The following is a 22,075-nucleotide window of genomic DNA, read 5'->3' on the forward strand; positions in this document are numbered from 1 at the left end:
TGCGCCGATGGGCGTACAGCCGACAAGCATGTACGGCATGCTCCACAGGCTCATGTCGTTGTCCCCGTACATCATCGTCACTCCTCGTGATCCGGGCCGGTCGACGCCGGCCGGTGGCTCCTGGGGTGCGGAACTCATGGTGCGCACAGGATGCTCGGACGGTTCAGGGGCCAAGGTCGTCTCGTGGTGGGACCAACGTCCCTACCCCCTATGGATGCGACTCGGTCGTCGTGGAGCCGTGCAGGGTCTGCCGCGCCGCGTCCGGGGGACTTCGTCCTGAGATTCCGGGCCGTTCGTCCCTGGTACGGCCGTGCCCGGGCGAGGAACGTTGGCCACGTGGTGACGCCGGCCTGCCGTCGGCAGGACCGTCGCGTCATGGCCCTGGCCCGCGATCGCGGGCGCAGACCGATGGAGGCGCAATGACCACGCATGCGGAGAGCCCGACCGGAGACCTCGTCACGAACGCACCGGCGGAAGCGACCGACGAGCGGTACGTCTACGACCTGTCGGAGGGGAACGCCGAGAGGAAGGCGCTCCTCGGCGGCAAGGGAGCGGGCGTCGCCGAGATGAAGCGCATCGGTGTACCCGTCCCGGACGGCTTCACGGTGACCACCTCGGCGTGTGTCACCACGATGAGGAACGACGGCGCGTGGCCCGCAAAGCTGTGGGACGAGATCCAGGCGCACCTGGACGCCCTGGAGCGGCGCACGGGCCGCACGCTGGGAGCGGCCGAGCGGCCGCTGCTGGTGTCGGTGCGGTCGGGCGCCGTGCGCTCGATGCCCGGGATGATGGACACGATCCTCAACCTGGGCATCTCGGACGCGGCGGCCGACGGCCTGGCAGCCGAGTCGGGCGATCCCCGGTTCGCCTGGGACTCCTACCGCCGGTTCGTGCAGATGTACGGCGAGGTCGTCGAGGGCGTGCCGGGGCAGGTGTTCGAGGACGAGCTGACGGCGCTCAAGGAGCGCCGCGGCGTGACGCAGGACACCGAGCTGACGGTGGACGACCTGAGGGAGCTGGTGACGACGTTCCGGAGCGTGGCCCGCCGGACCACGGGTCACGACCTGCCGACCGACCCGCGCGAACAGCTGCGCCGGTCGGTGGACGCGGTGTTCGGATCGTGGAACAGCCCACGAGCGCGCGTGTACCGCAGGCTGAACGACATCCCGGACGACCTGGGTACCGCTGTGAACGTCATGCAGATGGTGTTCGGCAACAAGGGCGACACATCTGCGACGGGCGTGTGCTTCACGCGCAACCCGGCGACCGGCGCCAAGGAGCGGTACGGGGAGTTCCTCCTCGACGCGCAGGGCGAGGACGTGGTCGCGGGCATCCGGACGCCGCGGCCCCTGCCGGAGCTGGAGTCGGTGCTGCCGAACGCGTACGCCCAGCTCATGGCCATGATGGACAAGCTGGAGCACCACTACAAGGACATGCAGGACATCGAGTTCACGATCGAGGACGGCACGCTCTACCTGCTGCAGGTGCGCGCCGGGAAGCGCACCGCCGCGGCGGCACTGAAGGTGGCCCGCGACCTCGTCGCGGAGGGCGAGATCGACAAGGAGACCGCGCTGCGGCGGATCGACCCGGCCCAGCTCGACCAGCTCCTGCACCCCACGCTCGACACCGCCCGGGCCCCCGCCCCGCTCACGCACGGTCTCAACGCGTCCCCGGGCGCCGCGGTGGGCACCATCGTGTTCGACGCCGACACCGCGGCCGCACGAGGCAGCGCCGGCGAGAACGTGGTGCTCGTGCGCTGGGAGACGACGCCGGACGACATCCACGGCGTAGCGGCGGCCCAGGGCGTGCTCACCGCGCACGGCGGTATGACGTCGCACGCAGCGGTGGTCGCGCGTGGCATGGGCAAGCCGTGCGTGGCCGGCGTGGGCGACCTGCGCATCGACGCCGACGCCCGCACGCTGACGGTCGGCGACACCGTCCTGACCGACGCGGACACGATCACCCTGGACGGCACCACGGGCCTCGTCTACACCGGAGCGCTGACGCTGAGGCCACCGCGGATCACCGACGACTTCTCCACGGTGCTGGGCTGGGCCGACGAGGTACGCCGCCTGGGTGTTCGCGCCAACGCCGACACGGGCACCGACGCGGTCAGGGCCCGCGAGCTCGGCGCCGAGGGCGTGGGGCTGTGCCGCACCGAGCACATGTTCATGGCCACGGACCGCCTGCCCGTGGTGCGGCGCATGATCATGGCCGATTCCGCCGCGACCCGGCAGACCGCCCTGGACGAGCTGCTGCCCATGCAGCAGGCCGACTTCGAGGAGATCTTCACCGCGATGACGAGCCTGCCGGTCGCCGTCCGGCTCATCGACCCGCCGCTGCACGAGTTCCTCCCGGACCTGGTGGAGCAGTCCCTGCTGGTGCAGCGGCTGGAGACCGACGGCACGTCCGGGGAGCTGGAGCAGGCGCGAGCCGTCCTGGCCCGCATCACACGCCTGACCGAGACGAACCCCATGCTCGGCACCCGCGGCGTGCGCCTCTCGCTGCTGTACCCCGAGATCGCCGTCATGCAGACCCGTGCGATCATCCGCGCCGCGCTCGCGGTGCGCGGGCGCGGCCTGGACCCGCGCGTGGAGATCATGGTGCCGCTCGTCGGGTTCGCCGAAGAGCTGCGGAGCGCGCGCGAGATCGTCGTGGCCACCGCGGACGACGAGCTGGACCGCGCCGGGGCGGTGGACCTCGGCTACCGGGTCGGCACGATGATCGAGCTGCCACGAGCGGCCCTCACGGCGAACGAGATCGCCGAGCACGCCGACTTCTTCTCGTTCGGCACGAATGACCTGACGCAGACGACGATCGGCATCTCTCGCGACGACGCCGAGGAGTCCTTCCTCGCCGCCTACCTCGAGGCAGGCATCGTGCCGGCCGACCCCTTCGCGTCCCTCGACGTCGACGGTGTGGGCGAGCTCGTCCGGATCGGCGTCGAGCGCGGGCTGCGGACCAGGCCCGACCTCGAGACCGGCGTCTGCGGCGAGCACGGCGGCGACCCCGCGTCGATCGCCGCGTTCGACGCCATCGGCCTCGACTACGTGTCCTGCTCGCCCTACCGCGTCCCGATCGCCCGCTTGGCCGCCGCGCTCGTCAGGCTCGACGACGCAGCGCGCGACGCGACGTAGCCGGCGCGGCCGTCAGCCCCGCGGCGAGGGCCGCGGGGCTGACGGCTACCTGGTTCGCCGGCTACTCGACGCGACGCGACGCGGTGTCTCGGAGTGCACTGGCCCGGCGGGGTGCGTGCGCCGGCCTCGCGCTGCGCCCGAGCCGCATGAGCATCTGCGGATGCCCGCTGAGCGACAGGGCCTTGCGCAGGTCGTGACGCGTCGTGGGGTTCTCCAGGACGGTGGTCGCGAACGACGCGTGGACGAAGTGGGTGGTGGCGGCCAGCAGAGCGTGCTCCAGCGCCTGGCCGGCCGCGATCCACTCCCGGGGGGAGTCGCCGGAAGTGCTCAGGACCGCCAGCGTCGAGTCCCGCTCGAACTGTTCGCGGCCCACGCTGGCGGGAAACCGACGCACCGGTGCGTCGGGGTTGCTCGGCGCGCGCCCCAGGAGGTGTGCGGGTACGCCGTCGTCACGCCCCGGCCAGCTGGTCGTCCACGCCGCCTCCTCGTCGCGGCCGACCATGTCCTCTGCCGCGATCGCCTCCGCCCTCCGCATGAGTCCGACCACCTCGGCCCGTGCGGGGTCCGAGGGCTGGATCGTGCGCAGGCTCGCCCCGTCCGCGTCGGCGGCCCGCTGGATGGCGACCAGGACGTCCCCGGGAAGGGGCCGGTCCTCGAAGGGGGTGCGCGAGGTCACGCGGTGCTCGATCGCCAGGGACAGCTCGAGCTCGTCCGCGCTCGGATCGCCACCCGGCTCGAGCACGAGCTCGGCGACGAGCAGCTCGTCCTCCGGATCGGGCAGCACCGTCACGACCGCGGTCAGCGACTCACGACGAGCCGCAGCTCTGGCGTTGAACAGGAAGGCCCCGCAGCTGATGAACATCTCGCGGCCCTGAGGGTCACTGTGCCGCAGCCGTCGCGACGGGTCGGCACGGAGGGTCAGGCTGGAACCCGTGACCGCCACCTGCCAGGGCTGGGTGTTCAGGACGCTCGGGGCATCCCCTGCCGCTCTCAGGATCCTCTCGATCCGTGCGTCGACGACGTCCATGTCTCGTCTCCCTCGGTTCTCGCTCATGCGGGCGCCGGCCTGACCCGCCAGGTCCGGAGGGGGCCTCCGTGCCGGCGGGGACCGACTCGTGCTCTTGCCCAGCACACCACCCGCGCCCCGCGGCTCGGCAGGGCAGGTGGTCCTTGCTTCGCCTGACCTTCGTCCCGTTCGTGAGAGAACAAAGCCCCGCACCGGCCGGACGATCGCCTCTGCCACCCCGGCCCGACCGGTTGGTGTCCTGGTGAGGAGCAGGAGGAGGGCGGTCATGAACAAGAACCGGTACAGGGGCGTCATCGCCGGCTGTGACATCCACACGTCAGACGTGCTCGTGCCAGAGCTCCGCATCCGCGCCGTCGGCGACGAGGTCAAGCTCGCGCCTTCGGTAGCGCTGACAGCCCCGGGCACCACCCGCCTCGTCGTCCGTGAGCGATACGCGTATCTGGCGGGCTGGGCGCGCATCCTCGCCGAACCGGTCGAGATGGTGAGCTTCCTCATGTCGCAACGAATGCTCCGCGGCATCCGCGAGCGCGCGGAGCGCCAGACGCCGGCCGGAGCCTGAGCGGCGACCCGTGCGCCCGGCATCGCAGCGGCTCGCCGCGGTCGACGAGGCGAACCTGGTGCTCGACCACGCCGGCCAGGTCAACGTCTTCCTCGTCGCGGGCCTCCTCTCCCCGGGCGGGTTCGTCGGTCCCGACGGCGCCCCTGACCTCGCGGCGCTGCGCTCCGCGCTCGGTGAACGAATCACCGGGCTGCCACCGCTGCGCAGAGTTCCCCGCGCCACCGGCCGCAGGCGCCGCTGGGAAGAGGCATCACCGGACCTCGGGTACCACATTCGGCTCGTCAGGACGGTCGGCGGCCTCGTGGGCCTCGAACGGCTGTGCGCGGAGCTGATGACCGCGCCGCTGCCGCTCGACCGGCCGCTCTGGGAGATCCTGGTCGTGCCGGGCGCGGGTCCCGGACGGACCGGCGTCGTGCTCCGCATCCACCACGCGGTGGCGGACGGAACGGCAGCGGTGACGATCGCCCGGACACTGTTCGATCCTCCCGAACCAGAGCCGGCAACTGTGCCGACCGCCACGTGGGCGCCGACGATTCCACGGCCCCGGCCGGGCGCGGAACCACGACAACGACGCGACCCGCGGCGCCCTCTCCGCAGGCTCGGCTACGCCTTGCACCGCATCCGGAAGACTCTCACCGGCCGAGAGCTGGGGTCCACGGTGCTGCTCGGCGAGCGCAGTCCGCGCCGCGGCGTCGCCTTCGTGGACGTGGACCTCGCGGCGCTCGAGGCGCGCGTGCGACCGCTCGGAGCCACCGTCAATGACGCGTTGCTCGCGTCCGTCGCCTCGGGCTACCGGGCAGCTCTGCCCGCAGCCGGCGAGCAGATCCCTGCGCGGCTTCCCGTCTCCGTGCCGGTCGCGCTCCAGCGGCACGGCACATCGGGCAACCAGGTCGGTGTCATGCTCGTACGGCTGCCGCTCGACGTGCCCGCGCCCCGCGATCGCCTTCGGCTGATCGCGGGGCAGACCCGGGCGGAGAAGGTACGGGCGCGGGAGCAGGGCACGCTCGAGTTCATGCGCGGCCCCGTCGGGGCGCGCATCATGGACCGTGTCGCGCGGCGGCAGCACCTCGTCGGCGGGTTCGTCACCAACGTGCCGGGTCCGGTCGGCAGGTTGTGCCTCGCGGGCGCTCCCGTCACCGCGATCTGGCCGGTCGCGGTGCTCGCCGCGAACGTCCGGCTGGGCGTGGCTGCCTTCTCGTACGCCGGCCGGCTCTCCTGCAGCGTCCACTTCGACGCGGCGAACGTGCCAGGTACCGCTTTCGCACGCGCCATGAGCGAAGAGCTGGTGCGCCTCACCGCGTGACTGCCATCAGGGGACGTTGGTCCCGCTCGGGCGGGCCGCTCGTCTCTGCCGCCAGGAGTGACCAGTTTGGTGTCCTGGTGGTGAGCAGAGGAGGACGATCATGAACAACGACAACAACAGCTGGTACCGAAGTGTCATCGTCGGGGTCGACGGTTCGGACGAGAGCCTGGCGGCGCTGAACTGGGCGACCCTCGCCGCCGATGTGCACGGGGCTCGTCTGGTGGTGGTGGCCGCTCACCCCGTGCCGCCCGAGGCGGGCCCCGAGACGAGCAGCCTCATCGAGGAAGCGCACGAGGAGGCACGCCACGCGGCCCGTGCCGCGCGCGACCGGCTCGGCGGATGGCGCCCTGGAGGTAGGGACGTCGAGACACACGTCCTACCGGGTAGCGCCGCCAGTGTCCTTGCCGAGCAGTCGACCAACGACGACCTCGTCGTGGTGGGGCGCCGCGGGCTCGGTGCGTTCGACCGCGCGCTGCTCGGGTCCACCTCCTCAGCACTGGCGGCGGCCGCACGGGGCACGGTAGCGGTCGTGCCGTCCGGCGCAGCAGCCGACGAGCCTCGCCGGATCAGGGTCGGAGTAGGCCCCGCCGACGAGCCCGACGTGCTGGGAACGGCGTTCGCGGAGGCAGACGCGCGGGGGCGCCCGCTCGAGGTGCTGCACGTGACGGGGACCGACCCGATCTCGTCGGCCCTGCTCGACATGGATCCCGTGGCCGCGTCGTGGCACGAGGCCGCCGGGGTCGACCTGGCTGATCGGCTGGCGCGGTGGTCGGACAAGTACCCGACGGTCACGTACACGGTGGTGATCCGCCGTGGGGACCCGGTCGCCACCCTGCTCCAGGGCCTGGCCCGGAACGACATCCTGGTCGTCGGCGGACGCAGCCACTCGGGGGTCACCGGGCGCCTGTTGCGCAGTGTGCCCGACTCCGTGGTCCGCGGCGCGCCGTGCCCGGTCCTGGTCGTGCACGCACACCGGCACCCGGTCAGCTGACCGGAGCCGGTTCAAGACCCGGCAGTGCCCGGCCGCAGGCGGGCACTGCCGGGTTCTGCCGGCAGGAGACCCCTGCGCACATACCCGACAGAGGAAACAGAGGAGATGGATGTGATGGGAGATCGGAACACGGGTGCCGCCGCGGGCGGCGGCGCGATCTACGGGCTCGGCATCTTCGGTGCCTGGGTCTATTTCTGGCAGCAGGCCGACGGGTTCTGGGAGTTCGTCTGGGCGGTCGTGCAGGGCGTCTTCTGGCCGGCGTTCATGGTGTACGAGGCCTTCGCCGCGCTCGGTGGCTGACCCCGCATCGGGTACCCGGTGGGCTGATCGCGAAGAAGGGCTGATCGCGTCAGCTCTTCAGGATCTCTCCGGAGCTCTCGAGCACGAGCGGTGCCATGGACGGTTCACGCCCGAGCGGAACCAGCTCGACCGGCGTGTCCGAGACACCGAGCACGGCTCGCGGCGTCCGCCCCAGGCGCACCGGGTGCCGCAGGTCGCGGTGCGGACGTGCGAGCATCAGGAGGTCCGCGTCGGCCGCGGCGTCGACGAGGACGTCGGCGGGGCGGCCCTCGACCGCCGATGTCTCCACCTCCACGCCCGGGAAGGCGTCCCGCCAGTCGCGAGCAGCGGTCTCCAGCATCTGGTTGCCAGAACTGACGGACTCGCCTGCGGAGGCGTCGGTGCCACCGGTCTCGGCCGCGAGCTCCGGGACCTCCACGGCATGCAGCAGGCGCAGACCGGCGTGCCGGGCGGACGCCATCGAGTAGGCGCGAGCCAGCAGCTCACCGTCACGCACGATCGACTTGATCCCGACGACGATCCGCCCGAGCTCGCGCTCCCGCCAGTCCGACGGAACGACCACCACGGGAACCGCCGCCCGGGCGACCACCCCGGCGGTCGTCGTTCCCGCGAGCAGTCCCTCCGTTCCCCGGCGGGTCTCCCTGCCGAGCACCACGAGATCACCCGCTGCGGCCGCCGCGACGAGCTCGGCCACGCGCGGACCCCGGCCGAGCAACGACTCGAACCTGACGTCGAACGCACCAGAGCGTGCCTCTGCCACCACTCTCTCGAGGACGCGCTCACCTGAGCTGCGCAGGTCGTCGACGTCGCGCCCCGCCGAGGGCCAGAGACCGCCCTCCGGAAGAGAGGTCGGTACGACATGCACCAGCCGGACGGCGCAGCCCTGGATCCGGGCCGCGCGAACCGCGTACCGCACGGCACCGGCGCTGCGTCCGGTTCCATCGACCGCGACGACTACCAGGGAGGGTTGCCGGGTTGTTCTCATGACGGATCTCCTTGTCCTGTGCTCTCCACGCTGTTCGAGTCGTGCTTGTCCTGCGTGCTTGTTCCTGCGTCGCTCGTGCTCAGCCTGTCGGGCACGGCCACGTCCCTTGCAGGGCCGACGGTCACGGGTTCACGGGACCTTCGACCCGTGCGTCGGCACTGGTCGCCGTCCGCTCCTCGGGGCTGCGGCGGTGGCGAGCCCGCTGGGCGGGCCGCCCAGCGCACGGAGCGCGTAGAGGATCGTCGCCAGGTCGACCAGCTCCTGCACCAGGGCGCCCGCGACCGCGGGAATCGCTCCGGTCATGGCCACGAGCATGAGACCGACGCTCAGCCCGATACCGATCCAGATCGCGGTGAGCGCGACACGCAGCGTGTGCCGACCGATCGATATGGCGTCGACGACCTTGGCGAGCGAGTCGACGAGCAGCACGACACCGGCAGCGTCACCGGCCGCGGTCGCGCCCTTCGCGCCCATGGCGACCCCGACGTCGGAGGCCGCCAGCACCGGGGCGTCGTTCACCCCGTCACCGACCATCAGCACCGGCCGAGGACTCAGCTCGGCGGCAAGCCGCACCTTCTCCGGCGGGAGCAGCTCGGCCCGGACGTCGTCGATCCCGACCTGCCGGGCGATCGACTCCGCCGTCGGCCGCGCGTCCCCGGTCAGCATCGTGATGTGCTCGATGCCGTTCGCCCGCAGCCAGGAGACGACTGCAGGCGACTCGGGGCGAGCATCGTCCGCGAGCACGATGACCCCCGCGAATCGCCCGTCGACCGCCACGTAGGCCGCGGCCTCGCCGGGGCCGAGTGCGGCTCGGGTCGTGTCCGGCGCGATGGACGCGACGTAGGCCGGCTTGCCGACGACGACGGTCCGCCCCTCGACGACGGCGGTCACGCCGTTCGTCGCGACCTCGGTGGCGTCGGTGGCGGTCAGCAGGTCGAGACCGCGCTCGGTGGCGGCACGGCGGATGCTCTCGGCGAACACGTGCGAGGAGTACTGCTCGGCCGAGGCCGCGAGCCGCAGCAGCTCGTGGGCGGCGAACCCGTCAGCGGGCCGGACGGCGACGAGGTCGGGGCGGCCCCGCGTCAAGGTTCCCGTCTTGTCGAACGCGGCGGACCGCAGGCGTGCGAGCTGCTCGATGACCGTGCCGCTCTTCATGATCACCCCGCTCCTGGCCGCACGCGAGAGCCCACCGAGAAAGGCGACCGGTGCGGCGATGAGGAGTGGGCACGGGGTCGCCAGCACGAGCACCTCGGCGAAGCGGGTCGGGTCTCCGGAGATGGTCCACGCCGCGCCCGCCAGCACGAGCGAGACGGCCGTGAACGGGACCGCGAAACGATCGGCGAGCCGGACGACCGGTGCCCGTGAGCTCTCGGCGGCCTGCACGAGCGCGACGATCTGCTGGTACTGGCTGTCCACGCTGCGGCGTACGGCTCGCATCCGCACCACCCGCGACCCGTTCACGGCGCCCGACAGCGCCTCCTCGCCGGCCGCGCGAGTGACGGGCAGGCTCTCCCCGGTCAGTGAGGACTCGTCGAACGTCCCGCTGTCGGTGAGCAGGACGCCATCGACCGGCACGATCTCCCCGGGGCGCACGAGCAGCACGTCCCCGATGGCGACGTCGTCGACGGCTACGTCCCGCAGCTCGTCGTCCCGGGGCGTGTCCGCGTGCCGCAGCACGTGCGCGACCCGGGGCGAGCGATCGAGCAGGGACGTCAGATCACGCTTCGCGCGCCGTGCGGCGAAGTCCTCGAGCGCTCTGCCGCCCGAGAGCATCAGCACGATGATCAGTGCCGCGACGTACTCCCCTACCGCCAGGGTCGCGACCATCGCCACGACCGCGAGGACGTCGAGGCCGACGTGCCCGCGAAGCACGTCGCGCACCATCCCGACGAGCGTCCAGACGATGAACGCGCCGACGTAGGCGGTGGCGACCCACCGCGCGACGATGCCCTCGCCCGTGGCGCGAAGAGCGAGCACCGACGCGAGGAGCACGATCGCGACGGTGATCTCCGGATACCGCCACAAGACGCGGAACACCCGCATGGTCACGTCTCCTTCGCCGGCCAGGTCAGGAGCTCGGTCTGCTGGACCTACGCGCCGCGACCTCGGCACCCAGTGCCCTCCCCCAGTCACGTGCGCGATCGACCTCACCGTCGCCCAGCGGACCGGCGACGTCCATGACCCGAAAGCTGGTGAAGGCCGCGGTGAGGCGGTAGCCCAGCCGGTCCAGCCGGTGGCTCGCCGCCCGCGCGGCGGATCCTGTGATCCGCGTGGTCACCCGGGTGTCGAACGTCGTGGCCTCCGTGTCCGCCGTCGCGGCCGGAAGGCTACCGAGCCACTCGCGGATACCACGGCCGCGGGAGACGAGGGTCCCGGCCCGTTGCGCGGCGTCGCGCCGGGTCGTGGGCCAGGACATGCTGAAGGCATGGGTCGGCCCGCCGACGACCAGCAGCGTGACGTCGGCCGGAACGGCGTCGGGCGCCGCACCCACCTCCACGACATGGGTGTGCATCGACGCCTCGATCCCCTCCCCGACCGCCCGCGCGACCTCTTCCGTGTTGCCGAACATGGACTCATAGACCACGAGCGCACGCATCGCCGTCACCTCCTGTTACCTCATGTGTCCGTGCAGTCCACGTTCCTCGCCCGGTCCCCTGGGCATCAGGGCCGTCCGGCCCCGGCCGGCGGGACGTTCGGCCCTGCCGCGTGCGTACCGCGCGACGAAGACTGAGGACCTGTCCGTACCCGGACGGCCGTCGAAGGGAGAGACATCATGGACGTCGTCGACTCGCGGGTCGAGCGGATCTTGAGGGCGGCGGCGAGCGCCCCGAGCGTCTACAACACCCAGCCGTGGCAGGTGGATGCCACGGGCAGCACCGTGCTCCTGCGTGCGGACGCCGCGCGGCAGCTGCGGCACTCCGACCCGCACGGCCGCGAGATGCTGATCAGCTGCGGGGCGTTCCTGTTCAATGCCAGGACGGCCGCTCGGCGGGACTCGCTGACCGCCGTCGTCAAGGTCCTGCCGGACCCGGACGACGAGCTCCTGGTGGCCGAGATCGAGTTCGAACCGGGCCCGGTCCCGAACACGGACGAGCTCGAGCTGTCCGTGGCGATCGAGCGGCGCACGACGTCACGGGTCCCGTTCGACGACCAGCCGCTGTTCACGGACGTGCTGATGTCCATCCAGCAGGCCGCACTGGACGAGGGCGCGGAGCTGCGGCTGATCCAGCCCTCGGAGCCCGTGCGCGAGGACGTGATCGGGCTGGTGCGCAGGGCGGAGGCGCTCGCCGCCGAGGATCCCGCGGCTCGTGCCGAGGAGGCAGCATGGACCGCCACCGGTCCTGGACGCGAGGACGGCGTCCCGCAGGAGCTGCTCGGTCCGGGCGCGAGCGACGACCAGGCTCCGGTGCGACGGTTCCACGCCAGCACCGGCAGCACGCAGTTCGAGCAGCGGTCGACGTTGGCGGTTCTCTCGACCGCCGGAGACTCCGCCCGGGAGTGGGTGGCGGCGGGCCAGGCGTTGCAGCACGTGCTGCTGGTCGCCACCACCTACTTCGTCCACGCGTCGTTCGCGACCACGGTCCTGGAGAACCCGACGACTCGTCATGACCTGCGCCAGGCCCTGTCGCTCGACGGGGCACCGCAGATGCTCATGCGGCTGGGGTACAGCTCGAGGCCGGAGCACACGCCTCGCCGCTCGGTTCCCCTCGCCGTGAGCTAGCGACGATCCGGGCTAGCGACGATCCGGCGAGCGCTCCTGCCGTGACGACCTCGGGACGGGAGCAAGCGGGACGTGCCATCGTGCTCGCGTGCCGCTGGAGTCTCGCCGTTCGAGGACGAAGGTACCGCCTCGCGACCGTGCCCTGGCGGTCAGGTTGGCGGTGCCGCTGGCACGCGCGATCCGCGGTGGGATCCCGACCCCGTCGTCATCGACGATGACCACGACCTCCGACATCGTGGCGGTCAGGCTCACCTCGGCCGTGCTGGCCTGCGCGTGCCGGGCCACGTTGGCGAGTGCTTCCCGCACCACGGCGAGGACGTCGTCGGCGAGGGGGCCGATGACGACCAGGTCGACCGGCCCGCTGAACGTGATCCTCGGCGGGCTCCGGAGACTCGGGGCGATCTCCGTCGTGACGTCGAGGAGGCGGCGGCGCACGGACTCCGACGTGGGACGGGTCTGCAGGGCGAAGATCGCGGTGCGGATGTCACCGATGGCCGCGTCGAGGTCGGCGATGTGCCTGTCGATCGTGACCGCATGCTCCGGCGCGCGAGCCGCCAGGGCCTGCAACCCGAGACCCGCGCCGAAGAGCCTCTGGATGACGTGGTCGTGCAGATCCCTGGCGATGCGGGCACGGTCCTCGATCACATCGAGTCGCTGCCGGTCCGCGCGGGCCCAGGCCAGGGCGACCGCGAGCCCGGCCTGGGCAGCGAACTCGGACACGATCCCGCGGTCGTCGGCCGAGAATCGCGGTCGCTGGGCACCCCTACTCACGCACAGGGCGCCGACCGGCGTCCCGGACACGATCAGCGGCACGGCGATCGAGGAACCGCCCGTGGGCTGCTCGCCCAGCGCGGACGTACCGATGACCTCGTCGGAGGACACGATGTGCCCGCCGGAGATCGCCTCCGCGACGACCGAGTCGTCGGCAGGCATGGTGGCGCCCTCGTGCGCATCGGCACCGACCCCGCGTGCGGTGTCTACCAGCAGCTCGCCGTCTCCGGCCGGCACGACGACGGTGACGAGGTCCGCGTCGACGAGTGAGACGACCCGTTCGGCGACGGCGCCGAAGGCGTCGGCCGTCTCGGGTGCCAGCAGGGTCGCGGTGACCTCTGCCAGGGCCTTGCTCAGCCGCTGGGCCCGGCGCGACTGCTCGTACAGACGTGCGTTGTCGATGGCGACGGCCGCCGTCGCGGCCAGCGCCGTCACGAGCTCTTCGTCCTCCGCGCTGAACGGCCCGTCCGCCCGATTCGTCAGGTACAGATTGCCGTAGGTAGCGTCGCGGACCCGGATCGGGACGCCGAGAAAAGCCCCCATGGGCGGGTGATGCGCGGGAAACCCGATCGAGCGCGGGTCAGCGCCCAGGTCTTCCAGCCGGATCGGCCCGTCGCAGTCGATGACGGCGCCGAGGATGCCGTGGCCCTCCGGGAGGTGCCCGATCTCGCGGGCGGCATCATCGCTCATCCCGACATGGATGAACCGCTCCAGGCCTCCGTCGGCATCGATGACGCCGAGCGCACCGTACTGGGCGTCCACCAGGGTGACGGCCGCGTCGACGATACGGTGCAGGACCTGCTCCAGCTCCAGGTCTCCGACCACTATGCGGTTGGCGCGCAACAGGTCTCGCAGACGTCCGTGTGCGGCCTGTACCTTGTGGGCTCGCTCGATGAGCTCCCCTATCGTGCTCTCGAGCTCCAGGGGCACGTCGGGGAATTGGAACGACTCGTCATTCATCGCTCCCCTCTCCCAGGCATCCACCCGAGTCTACGTCCGAGTCCCGGCTTCGGGACCTTGGACACGGTGGAGATCCACGCCGCGGTCGGACCCGTATTTCTCAGTCCGGAACGGCAGGGGGCGTACCGGGGCGTTAGCCCCCTGTCCCTGGCGAAGGTCCTACGCCACCTCACCGGGGTGGCGTGCCCGCCACAGCAGCTTGCGGAGCTCGTCGAACCAGAGCACCGAGGACGCCATGGCGACCGCGACGCCCCAGTGTGCGAGGTCGAGGCTCGCGGTGCCGAAGGCGACCTGGAGGAACGGCACCTGCACGACGGCGACCTGGAGCACCACGCCCAGGCCGATCGCACCCCAGAGCCAGCGGCCGGCGAACATCCGGTGGAAGGCGCTCGTGGTCTCCGACCGGGAGTTGAGGACGTTGAACAGCTGAGCCAGGACGAGGGTGGTGAACCCGGCGGTGCGGGCCACGTCGAGCGAGTCGGTCCCTTCGATCATGCCGCCCGGCAGGAAGATGTCGATGGTCAGCAGCGTGGCCACGCCCATGACGAGCCCGATGCTCAGGACACCCGTCCACATGCGCGCGTCGATGATGCGCTCGTGCGCTCCGCGCGGGGGCCGGGCCATGACGTCGTCGGTCTCGGGGTCCACACCCATGGCCAGGGCCGGCCCGGAGTCGGTCACCAGGTTGATCCACAGGATCTGGGTGGCCAGCAGCGGCACGACGACGGCCTCGCCGCCCGCCGCCCCCTCCAGGCCGATGACGCCGGCCAGCAGTACACCGAGCAGCACCGTGAACACCTCGCCCATGTTCGACGAGAGCAGGTAGCGCAGGAACTTCTTGATGTTGTCGAAGATGACCCGGCCCTGGCGCACGGCGGCGACGATGGTGGCGAAGTTGTCGTCACCGAGGATCATCTTGGCCGACTCCTTGGTCACCTCCGTGCCGGTGATCCCCATGGCCACGCCGATGTCGGCGGTCTTGAGGGCCGGGGCATCGTTCACGCCGTCGCCGGTCATGGCGACCACGTGCCCGTCGGCCTGGAGCGCGTCCACGATCTGCAGCTTGTTCTGCGGGGCCACCCGGGCGTACACGGACACGGTGCGGGTGGTCTCGCGCAGGCCTGCGGCGTCGAGGCCGTCGAGCTCGGTCCCGGTCACAGCCCGGGCCCCGGCCTCCACGATGCCCAGATCGGTAGCGATCCGGGTGGCCGTGACCGGGTGGTCGCCGGTGATCATCATGACGCGGATGCCGGCCCGGTGGGCCTCGGCCACCGCGGCCGTCACCTCGGGTCGGGGCGGGTCGATGATGCCCACCACTCCGAGGTAGACCAGGTCGGACTCGTGCTCCTCCAGGCCCTCGTGCCCGAGCCCCTCGGCGACCCGCCGGTACGCGACGCCGAGCGTGCGGTACGCCTGGTCCGACAGGCGCTCGACCGCGTCGAGTGCCGCGCCTCGCCGCTCGTCGTCGAGCGGGACCGTCTCGTCGCCCACCTGCACGGAGGTACAGCGTCCGAGCAGCACGTCGGGGGCGCCCTTGGTGACCAGCGCCCAGGCGCCGTCGCCCGGCGGGTCCACCAGTGCGGACATCAGCTTGCGCTCCGAGGTGAAGGGGACCTCTCCGCGGCGCTCGAACTCGGCCACGCGGTCCACGGTGCCGGCGAGCTTGTGCGCGGCGACGAGGAAGGCCGCCTCGGTGGGGTCGCCCTGCACCGTCCACTCGCCCTCGGCCTCGACGAGCTGGGCGTCGTTGGCGAGCGAGCCACCGCCCAGCACCATGGTCACCTCCCGGAGCAGCGGCTCGTCGGCGAGCGGTCCCCCGTCACCGTCCGGCCCGGTGTGCACCTCGCCGTCCGGCCGGTAGCCGACGCCGGTGAGCGCGACCTCGCCGGAGGCGGTGACGACCCGCTGGATGGTCATCTCGTTCTTGGTGAGGGTGCCCGTCTTGTCCGACGCGATGACGGACGCCGAGCCCAGCGTCTCCGCGGAGTGCAGCTTCTTCACGACGGCGTTCCGGCGCGCCATGGTCCGCACACCCACTGCCAGGACCACCGACAGGATCGCCGGCAGGCCCTCGGGCACCGCTGCCACGGCGAGCGAGACGCCGAGCAGGAGGACGGTGACGAGGTCTTCCGCCGTGCGGACGTCGTTGACCACTGCGGCGAGGACCATCACGACGACGGCGATGCCGATGACCGTGAGGCCGAGCACCTTGCTCACCCGGGCGATCTCCCGCTGCAGCGGGGTGATCTCCTCCTCGGTGACGTCGAGCAGCTGCGCGATCGCGCCCATCTGCGTACCCATGCCGGTGGCGACCACGACGGCCCGGCCGACGCCCTGGGCGACTGCGGTGCCCTTGTAGACCATGTCGAACCGGTCGCCCAGCGGCGCGGCGGCCGGCAGGACCGCCGCGTCCTTGAGGACCGCCTCGGACTCGCCGGTCAGCGACGCCTCCTGGACCCGCAGCGCCGTCGCGCTCAGCAGGCGCGCGTCGGCGCCGACGGCGTCACCCTCGGTCAGCACGAGTACGTCCCCGCGGACCAGCTCGGCCGACCGCACGGTGACCCGGCGGCCGTCCCGGAGCACGGTGGAGCTCGCCTCCGTCATCGAGCGGAGCGCCGCGACGGCATTCGCCGCCTTGCTCTCCTGGACCAGACCGAGCACCGCGTTGAGCACGACGATGGCGGCGATCACCAAGGCGTCCACGGGTACGCCGTCGGCACCCTCGACCCACCAGACGGTGACCGAGATGCCCACGGCGACCAGCAGCAGCGCCACGAGCGGGTCGCGGAACGGCTCGAGGACCTTGCGCCACAGCGGCACGGGCGGCTTGGACCGCAGCTCGTTGGGTCCGTCGGCGGCCAGCCGGCGCGCGGCCTCGGCGTCGTCCAGCCCGAGGGCGGGATCGACGCCGAGCTCGCGGGCGACGTCGGCCGCCTCCCGCAGCGACGGGTCGGACCGATCGGAGGCCGTCGACGAGACGGACGACGGGCGGCTGGGTCTGGACGAGGTGCCTGAGGTCACGAGTGCAGCCGGACCGGGCGGTGCTCGATCTCCGCGATGTCCTCCGCGTCGAAGAGGCGGACGGTGACGTTCCAGGCATGGGCCATAGCAGGGCTCCTGTCGATCGGTTCCCCTCCCGACCTGGGAGAGCGAGCGAGCTCCCAGGGTCTCGTGCGAGTGCGCGCACACACCAGGGACCAACGGCCCGAGGCATCGGGACCGACGGCACAGGGCTGTGCCCGTACCGGCTGCCTAGCGTGAGAACCGCCCCGGTGACCTGCCGGGATCGGCGCGACGCACGACACGGAGGAACCACCATGCGCACCATCGTCGTCACCGGCTCGGCCTCGGGAATCGGCCGCGCGATCCTGCGGCTGCTCGAACAGCGAGGCGACCGGGCCATCGGCGTGGACCTTCACGACGCGGAGATCGAGACCGACCTCCGCACCCCGGACGGCCGGGCCACGATGGTCGAAGAGCTACGGGCACGCAGGGACCACATCGACGGCGTCGTCGCCAACGCCGGCGTGGCGCACCAGACCCCGGACGACATCGCGGTCAACTTCTTCGGCACGGTCGCGACGCTGGAAGGGCTGCGACCCTTGCTCGCCGGCTCGCGTGCCCCTCGCGCGGTCGCCACGGCATCGATGGCCAGCCTCATGCCGTCGGACGCCGAGCTGGTCGACCTGTGCCTGGCCGGAGACGAGGCCGGTGCGCTGGAGCGCGCCGCCAAGCTCGTGGAGGCGCGGCAGAACGACCTCATCTATGCCAGCAGCAAGGTGGCTCTGTGCCGTTGGCTGCGCCGCGCGGCTCCCGGGAAGGAGTGGGCGGGTGCCAGGATCCCGCTCAACGCCATCGCGCCGGGAGTCGTCGAGACTCCCATGGTCGCGGGCATGATCGGTACGGAGATCCAGCGCGCGGCGATGTCCGCCCTGGTGCCGATGCCGCTGAACGGCTTCATGCGGCCCGAGGTCCCCGCAAACCTCCTGACCTGGCTCGTCAGTGAGAAGAACTCGCACCTGTGCGGCCAGGTCATCTTCGTCGACGGCGGGTCCGACGCGATCATCCGCGGCGACTCGACCTGGTAGGCGCAGCCCGGGCCGTTGTCCCGTCTCGGCACGGGACCAAGGTCCTGTCCGACAGGAGTCAGGTGGCCCTGCACCCGACCATACGGTTCGCGGGACGGTGGTCCCAGGCAGCCGGAAAGGTTCCGGCGCATCCCCAGGAGGACATCATGAGCTCCATCAGCCACTCCGCATCGTCGGCGCACGCGCCGGTCGCACGGGAGCGTGCGGCCACGTCCGCCACGACCGTCACGAGCACGGCGGTCGCCCGGTACAGCTTCGCGGGCGTCCGGCTGCTGCTGGCCGTCGAGTTCCTCTGGGCGTTCGGCGACAAGCTGTTCGGCTGGGGCCTGGGCACGCCCACCGAGCGCGCCTGGATCAACGGCGGCTCCCCGACCGCGGGCTACCTCGGCGGCGTCGAGGGACCGTTCGCCGGCTTCTTCGGCGCCCTGGCCGGAAACGTCGTCATCGACTGGCTGTTCATGCTCGGCCTGCTCGGCATCGGGCTCGCCCTGGCACTCGGCATCGGCATGCGGATCGCGGCCGGCGCCGGTGCGCTGCTCATGCTGCTGATGTGGTTCGCATCGATGCCGCTGGAGAACAACCCCTTCGTGGACTACCACCTGGTCGACGCCGTTCTGCTCATCGGGCTGGCCGCGTTCCTGGCCGGCGACACGTTCGGCCTCGGCAAGCAGTGGGCCCGGCTGCCGCTGGTCAAGCGGTTCCCCGTCCTGCGATGACGCAGCAGCCCATGGTGCCTGCACCCGCGGTGCCCGTCCCGGTAGCCACCGGGACGGGCACCGCCGCCGCAGGACGGACCGCTACCGTAGGTCGCATGGACGTACGTGTGTTTCTTGTCGACGACCACGAAGTCGTGCGCCGCGGCGTCGCCGACCTGCTGGAGTCAGAGCCCGGGGTGACCGTCGTGGGCGAGGCGGGCACCGCCCGCGAGGCGCTCGCCCGCGTCCCCGCCCTCGCCCCTGACGTCGTGGTGCTGGACGTGCGGCTGCCCGACGGCGACGGCGTCACCGTCTGCCGCGAGCTGCGCTCCCGCATGCCGGACCTCGCCTGCCTCATGCTCACCTCGTTCTCCGACGACGAGGCCCTCTACGACGCGATCCTCGCCGGAGCGGCCGGCTACGTCCTCAAGCAGGTGCGCGGCACCGACCTCGTCCAGGCCGTGCTGACCGTCGCCTCGGGCGGGTCCATGCTCGACCCCCGCGCCGCGGCCCGCGTCATGGAACGTATCCGCACCGACGCCCACCACGAACCCGACGCCCTGGCCGGCTTGACCGAGCAGGAACGCCGCATCCTCGGCCTCATCGGCCACGGGCTGACCAACCGGCAGATCGGCGCCGAGCTGTTCCTCGCCGAGAAGACCGTCAAGAACTACGTCTCCAGCATCTTCGCCAAGCTCGGCCTCGAACGCCGAGCCCAGGCCGCCGTCCTCGCCGACCGGCTCGAGCAGGACGAACGCCGACAGCACTGAGTCCGACAGCACTGAGTCCGACACCGCTGAGCGGTGCCCGGCAGGTTGGTTGCGTCGGGCCTACAGGGAATCGTCGGCCGGCAAGGGCACACGCCACACCAGACGCGTCCCTGCCCGGTCGGCACCCGGGTCCACGAGCTCGATGACGAGCGACCCGCCGAGCTCTTCCGCACGTTGCGCCAGGTTCCGTAGCCCGCTGCGGGCAGCCGTCGGCGGGATGCCCGTGCCGTCGTCGCTGACGACGAGCACAAGATCGTCAGTCACGGCAAGCCGAACCTCCGCCCGGGACGCGGATGCGTGCCGGGCGACGTTCGACAGTGCCTCACGCACGACCGCGACGACGTGGTGGGCGACGTCCGGCGGCACCAAGGTGTCCACCGCACCCTCGAACCGCAGCCGTGTCCCGAACCCGAGCGAGACCGCAGCGGCGTCGACCTCGGTGATGACGCGCGAGCGCAGACCGACTCGCCGGGCGCCGGCACCGTCAGACCGTTCACCCGGCTGCAGCCGGTAGATCGTGGTCCGCACCAGGGCGATCGTCTCGTCGACCTCGTCGACCGCCGTGGCCAGCTGTTCCGCCAGCTCCGGCGGCGCGGTGCGCGCCACTCGCTGCAGCGAGAGCCCGGTCGCGTACAGCCGTTGGATCGCCAGGTCGTGCAGGTCGCGCGCGATCCGCTCGCGATCACGGAGCAGGACGAGCCGTTCGGCGTCGGCACGTCCCTCTGCCAGCTCCAGCGCGACGGCGGCCTGTGCGGCGAAGGCGCCCAGGGCTTCCACCACCACCGACGAGAACGGCTGGCTGCCCTGCACGCGTGCCGCAGCCAGGACACCACGGACGCGACCCTGCTCGCCGAGCGGCCACACCGCCAGCGGTCCGAGCTCCACCGGCAGGTCCAGCGCGAACTCGGCGCGCTCGTCCTTCGTGGCGTCGTCGGTGACCATCGGCACCCCGGTGCGGAACGTGAGTGCTGCGAACGTCCCGTCGGCCGACAGGACCGAACCCACCCGGTCCTCCACCCCCAGCCCGGACGCCGTCTGCAGCAGCAGGCGGCCTGTGTCCGGATCCGGCACGGAGACGGCCGTGAGATCCGCGTTGGCGACCTCACGTGCCTGGCTGCCGATGAGCGCCAGGACCTCGTCGGGCGACGACCCGGCCAGGACCTGGCGCGAGATCCGGTCGTTGGCGCGGGCCCAGCGTTCCCGCAGCTGCGCGACGTCGTACAGGCGCGCGTTCTCGATGGCCACGCTCGCGGCCGACGCGAGCGCTTCCAGCACCCGCTCGTCCTCGGCCGTGAAGTCTCCCCCGCCGCGCTTGTCCGTGAGGTAGAGGTTGCCGAACGGCGCGCCGTGCACTCGCAGCGGCATCCCGGCGAAGGTGTGCATCGGTGGGTGGTGCGCGGGGAAACCGACCGAGACGGGGTGGGTGGACAGGTCGTGCAGGCGGAGCGGCACGGGGTGGCGGATCAGCTCGCCCAGCACGCCGTGCCCCGTGGGGTAGGGACCGATCGCGGCGATCTGCTCGTCGGTCATGCCGACGGTCAGGAACCGGGCGATCCTGCCGTCGTCACCCAGCACGCCCAGCGCACCGTACCGGGCGTCGACGAGCACCATCGCGGTCTCGACGATGTGGTGCAGCACCGTCTCCAGGTCCAGGCCGCGGCTGACCGTGACGACCGCTTCCAGCAGCAGGTCGGTGCGGTCGCGCGGGTCACTCGTCGGGTCCATCGGCGCCTCCGGGGCCACGGTAGCGCCTGCGGGTCGCAACCACGAGTGAGGACCTTGGTCCCGAGCCCCTGGGCCTCCCGGCTCTGCCGGACACCGTCCGCCGGCTGGTGTCCTGTAGGTGACAAAGGAGGAAGATCATGAGCACCACCTGGTACCACGACATCGTCGTCGGGATCGACGGCTCGCACGAGAGCCTGGCAGCACTGGACTGGGCGGCACGTGCCGCCGACCTGCACCGGGCACACCTGACGGTGGTGGCGGCCTACGCCCCACCCATGACTCCCGACCCGGGGATCGGCGATCCGATCGGAGAGCTGCGCGACCAGGCCCACCGGGCCGTACAGGCAGCACGCACCCAGCTCGCCGAGCACCACCCCGAAGCTGGAGACGTCGAGTTCACCGTGACCCCGGGCGCCGCCAGCTACGTGCTGGGTCAGCGGGCCCAGACCTGCGACCTGGTCGTCGTCGGACGCCGTGGCCTCGGAAAGTTCGACCGCATGGTGCTCGGCTCGACCTCGTCCGCGCTGGCGGCGGCCGCCGGCGGAGCAGTCGCCGTCGTACCGGCAGGCGCGACGACCGGTGATCCGCACCGGATCAGGGTGGGTGTCGGCCGGGACGACGAGCCAGACGTGCTCGGTGCGGCGTTCGCCGAGGCGAACGTGCGCGGTTGCCCCCTCGAGGTGTTCCACGTGACGGCGAGCGACCCGATCGCTTCCGCCGTCCTCGAGATGGAGCCGGTCGCCGGTTCGTGGCAGGAGGCGGCCAGGGCCGCCCTGGCCGATCGGGTCGCCCGCTGGTCCGAGAAGTACCCGCGCGTCACCTGCTCGATCGTGATCCGCCGCGGGGACACGGTCGCCGCGCTCCGCAACGGTGTCACGACCGACGACCTCGTGATCGTCGGCGGACGTAGGCACTCCCGGGCGATGGGCCGGATGCTCGGCAGCGTGCCCGACGCCCTGCTTCGTTCGGCGCCGTGCTCGATCATGGTGGTGCACGCACATCACCACGCGCACGACTGAACCCGACCTACGTGAGGAGAGGAC

17 protein-coding genes are annotated in these 22,075 nt (G+C 71.8%); 10 read left to right on the plus strand and 7 right to left on the minus strand.

The window, feature by feature from the left end; translation table 11 throughout:
- Positions 1-419: 419 nt before the first annotated feature.
- Positions 420-3,137, plus strand: a complete 2,718-nt coding sequence (gene ppdK / locus ACQEVI_RS25895) for a pyruvate, phosphate dikinase (protein ID WP_432904879.1) — start codon at positions 420-422, stop codon at positions 3,135-3,137.
- Positions 3,138-3,198: 61 nt separating this feature from the next.
- Here ppdK and ACQEVI_RS25900 read toward each other — a convergent pair whose 3' ends face one another.
- The gene (locus ACQEVI_RS25900) at positions 3,199-4,164 is read right to left on the minus strand and encodes an Acg family FMN-binding oxidoreductase (RefSeq protein WP_432904881.1); all 966 of its coding nucleotides are present in this window, start codon (positions 4,162-4,164) and stop codon (positions 3,199-3,201) included.
- A gap of 265 nt (positions 4,165-4,429) precedes the next feature.
- Here ACQEVI_RS25900 and ACQEVI_RS25905 point away from each other — a divergent pair, with 265 nt between their 5' ends.
- The 4 genes from ACQEVI_RS25905 (at position 4,430) to ACQEVI_RS25920 (ending at position 7,317) form a co-directional block, all read left to right on the plus strand.
- Positions 4,430-4,723, plus strand: a complete 294-nt coding sequence (locus tag ACQEVI_RS25905) for a hypothetical protein (protein ID WP_432904884.1) — start codon at positions 4,430-4,432, stop codon at positions 4,721-4,723.
- A gap of 10 nt (positions 4,724-4,733) precedes the next feature.
- Complete coding sequence (locus ACQEVI_RS25910; RefSeq protein WP_432904887.1) at positions 4,734-6,026, plus strand: wax ester/triacylglycerol synthase domain-containing protein; 1,293 nt, start codon at positions 4,734-4,736, stop codon at positions 6,024-6,026.
- 100 nt (positions 6,027-6,126) lie between these two features.
- Positions 6,127-7,017, plus strand: coding sequence for a universal stress protein (locus tag ACQEVI_RS25915; RefSeq protein ID WP_432904889.1), 891 nt, complete (start codon positions 6,127-6,129; stop codon positions 7,015-7,017).
- 114 nt (positions 7,018-7,131) lie between these two features.
- On the plus strand, positions 7,132-7,317 hold the full coding sequence (locus tag ACQEVI_RS25920; RefSeq protein WP_432906135.1) for a hypothetical protein: 186 nt from the start codon (positions 7,132-7,134) through the stop codon (positions 7,315-7,317).
- Between the two features lie 49 nt (positions 7,318-7,366).
- Here the strand turns inward: ACQEVI_RS25920 and ACQEVI_RS25925 are convergent, their stop codons facing one another.
- From ACQEVI_RS25925 to ACQEVI_RS25935, 3 genes are all read right to left on the minus strand, one after another.
- A complete protein-coding gene (locus ACQEVI_RS25925) occupies positions 7,367-8,302 on the minus strand; it encodes a universal stress protein (protein ID WP_432904891.1) in 936 nt (311 codons plus the stop codon).
- Between the two features lie 129 nt (positions 8,303-8,431).
- Positions 8,432-10,345 carry a heavy metal translocating P-type ATPase gene (locus ACQEVI_RS25930; RefSeq protein WP_432904894.1) on the minus strand — a complete coding sequence of 638 codons (1,914 nt, stop codon included), beginning with the start codon at positions 10,343-10,345 and terminating at the stop codon, positions 8,432-8,434.
- Positions 10,346-10,370: 25 nt separating this feature from the next.
- Positions 10,371-10,898, minus strand: coding sequence for a flavodoxin family protein (locus ACQEVI_RS25935; RefSeq protein WP_432904896.1), 528 nt, complete (start codon positions 10,896-10,898; stop codon positions 10,371-10,373).
- Between the two features lie 177 nt (positions 10,899-11,075).
- Here ACQEVI_RS25935 and ACQEVI_RS25940 point away from each other — a divergent pair, with 177 nt between their 5' ends.
- On the plus strand, positions 11,076-12,023 hold the full coding sequence (locus ACQEVI_RS25940) for an Acg family FMN-binding oxidoreductase (protein WP_432904899.1): 948 nt from the start codon (positions 11,076-11,078) through the stop codon (positions 12,021-12,023).
- Positions 12,024-12,035: 12 nt separating this feature from the next.
- On the opposite strand, the gene ACQEVI_RS25945 is transcribed toward ACQEVI_RS25940, so the two are convergent.
- Complete coding sequence (locus tag ACQEVI_RS25945) at positions 12,036-13,754, minus strand: GAF domain-containing protein (RefSeq protein ID WP_432904902.1); 1,719 nt, start codon at positions 13,752-13,754, stop codon at positions 12,036-12,038.
- 159 nt (positions 13,755-13,913) lie between these two features.
- Positions 13,914-16,775 carry a cation-translocating P-type ATPase gene (locus tag ACQEVI_RS25950; protein WP_432904905.1) on the minus strand — a complete coding sequence of 954 codons (2,862 nt, stop codon included), beginning with the start codon at positions 16,773-16,775 and terminating at the stop codon, positions 13,914-13,916.
- 296 nt (positions 16,776-17,071) lie between these two features.
- Between ACQEVI_RS25950 and ACQEVI_RS25955 the strand changes: the two genes are divergently transcribed.
- The 3 genes from ACQEVI_RS25955 (at position 17,072) to ACQEVI_RS25965 (ending at position 19,307) form a co-directional block, all read left to right on the plus strand.
- Positions 17,072-17,842: an SDR family oxidoreductase gene (locus ACQEVI_RS25955; protein WP_432904907.1), complete on the plus strand. Its 771-nt coding sequence runs from the start codon at positions 17,072-17,074 to the stop codon at positions 17,840-17,842.
- A gap of 146 nt (positions 17,843-17,988) precedes the next feature.
- A complete protein-coding gene (locus ACQEVI_RS25960; RefSeq protein ID WP_432904909.1) occupies positions 17,989-18,558 on the plus strand; it encodes a hypothetical protein in 570 nt (189 codons plus the stop codon).
- 95 nt (positions 18,559-18,653) lie between these two features.
- Positions 18,654-19,307, plus strand: a complete 654-nt coding sequence (locus tag ACQEVI_RS25965) for a response regulator transcription factor (RefSeq protein ID WP_432904912.1) — start codon at positions 18,654-18,656, stop codon at positions 19,305-19,307.
- Between the two features lie 60 nt (positions 19,308-19,367).
- Here the strand turns inward: ACQEVI_RS25965 and ACQEVI_RS25970 are convergent, their stop codons facing one another.
- Positions 19,368-21,032, minus strand: a complete 1,665-nt coding sequence (locus tag ACQEVI_RS25970; RefSeq protein ID WP_432904915.1) for a GAF domain-containing protein — start codon at positions 21,030-21,032, stop codon at positions 19,368-19,370.
- 137 nt (positions 21,033-21,169) lie between these two features.
- Between ACQEVI_RS25970 and ACQEVI_RS25975 the strand changes: the two genes are divergently transcribed.
- A complete protein-coding gene (locus ACQEVI_RS25975; protein ID WP_432904917.1) occupies positions 21,170-22,051 on the plus strand; it encodes a universal stress protein in 882 nt (293 codons plus the stop codon).
- Positions 22,052-22,075 lie beyond the last annotated feature (24 nt).

The sequence above is a fragment of the Promicromonospora sp. CA-289599 genome, from assembly GCF_050936155.1.
In the GTDB taxonomy this organism is placed as follows: Bacteria; Actinomycetota; Actinomycetes; order Actinomycetales; family Cellulomonadaceae; genus Promicromonospora.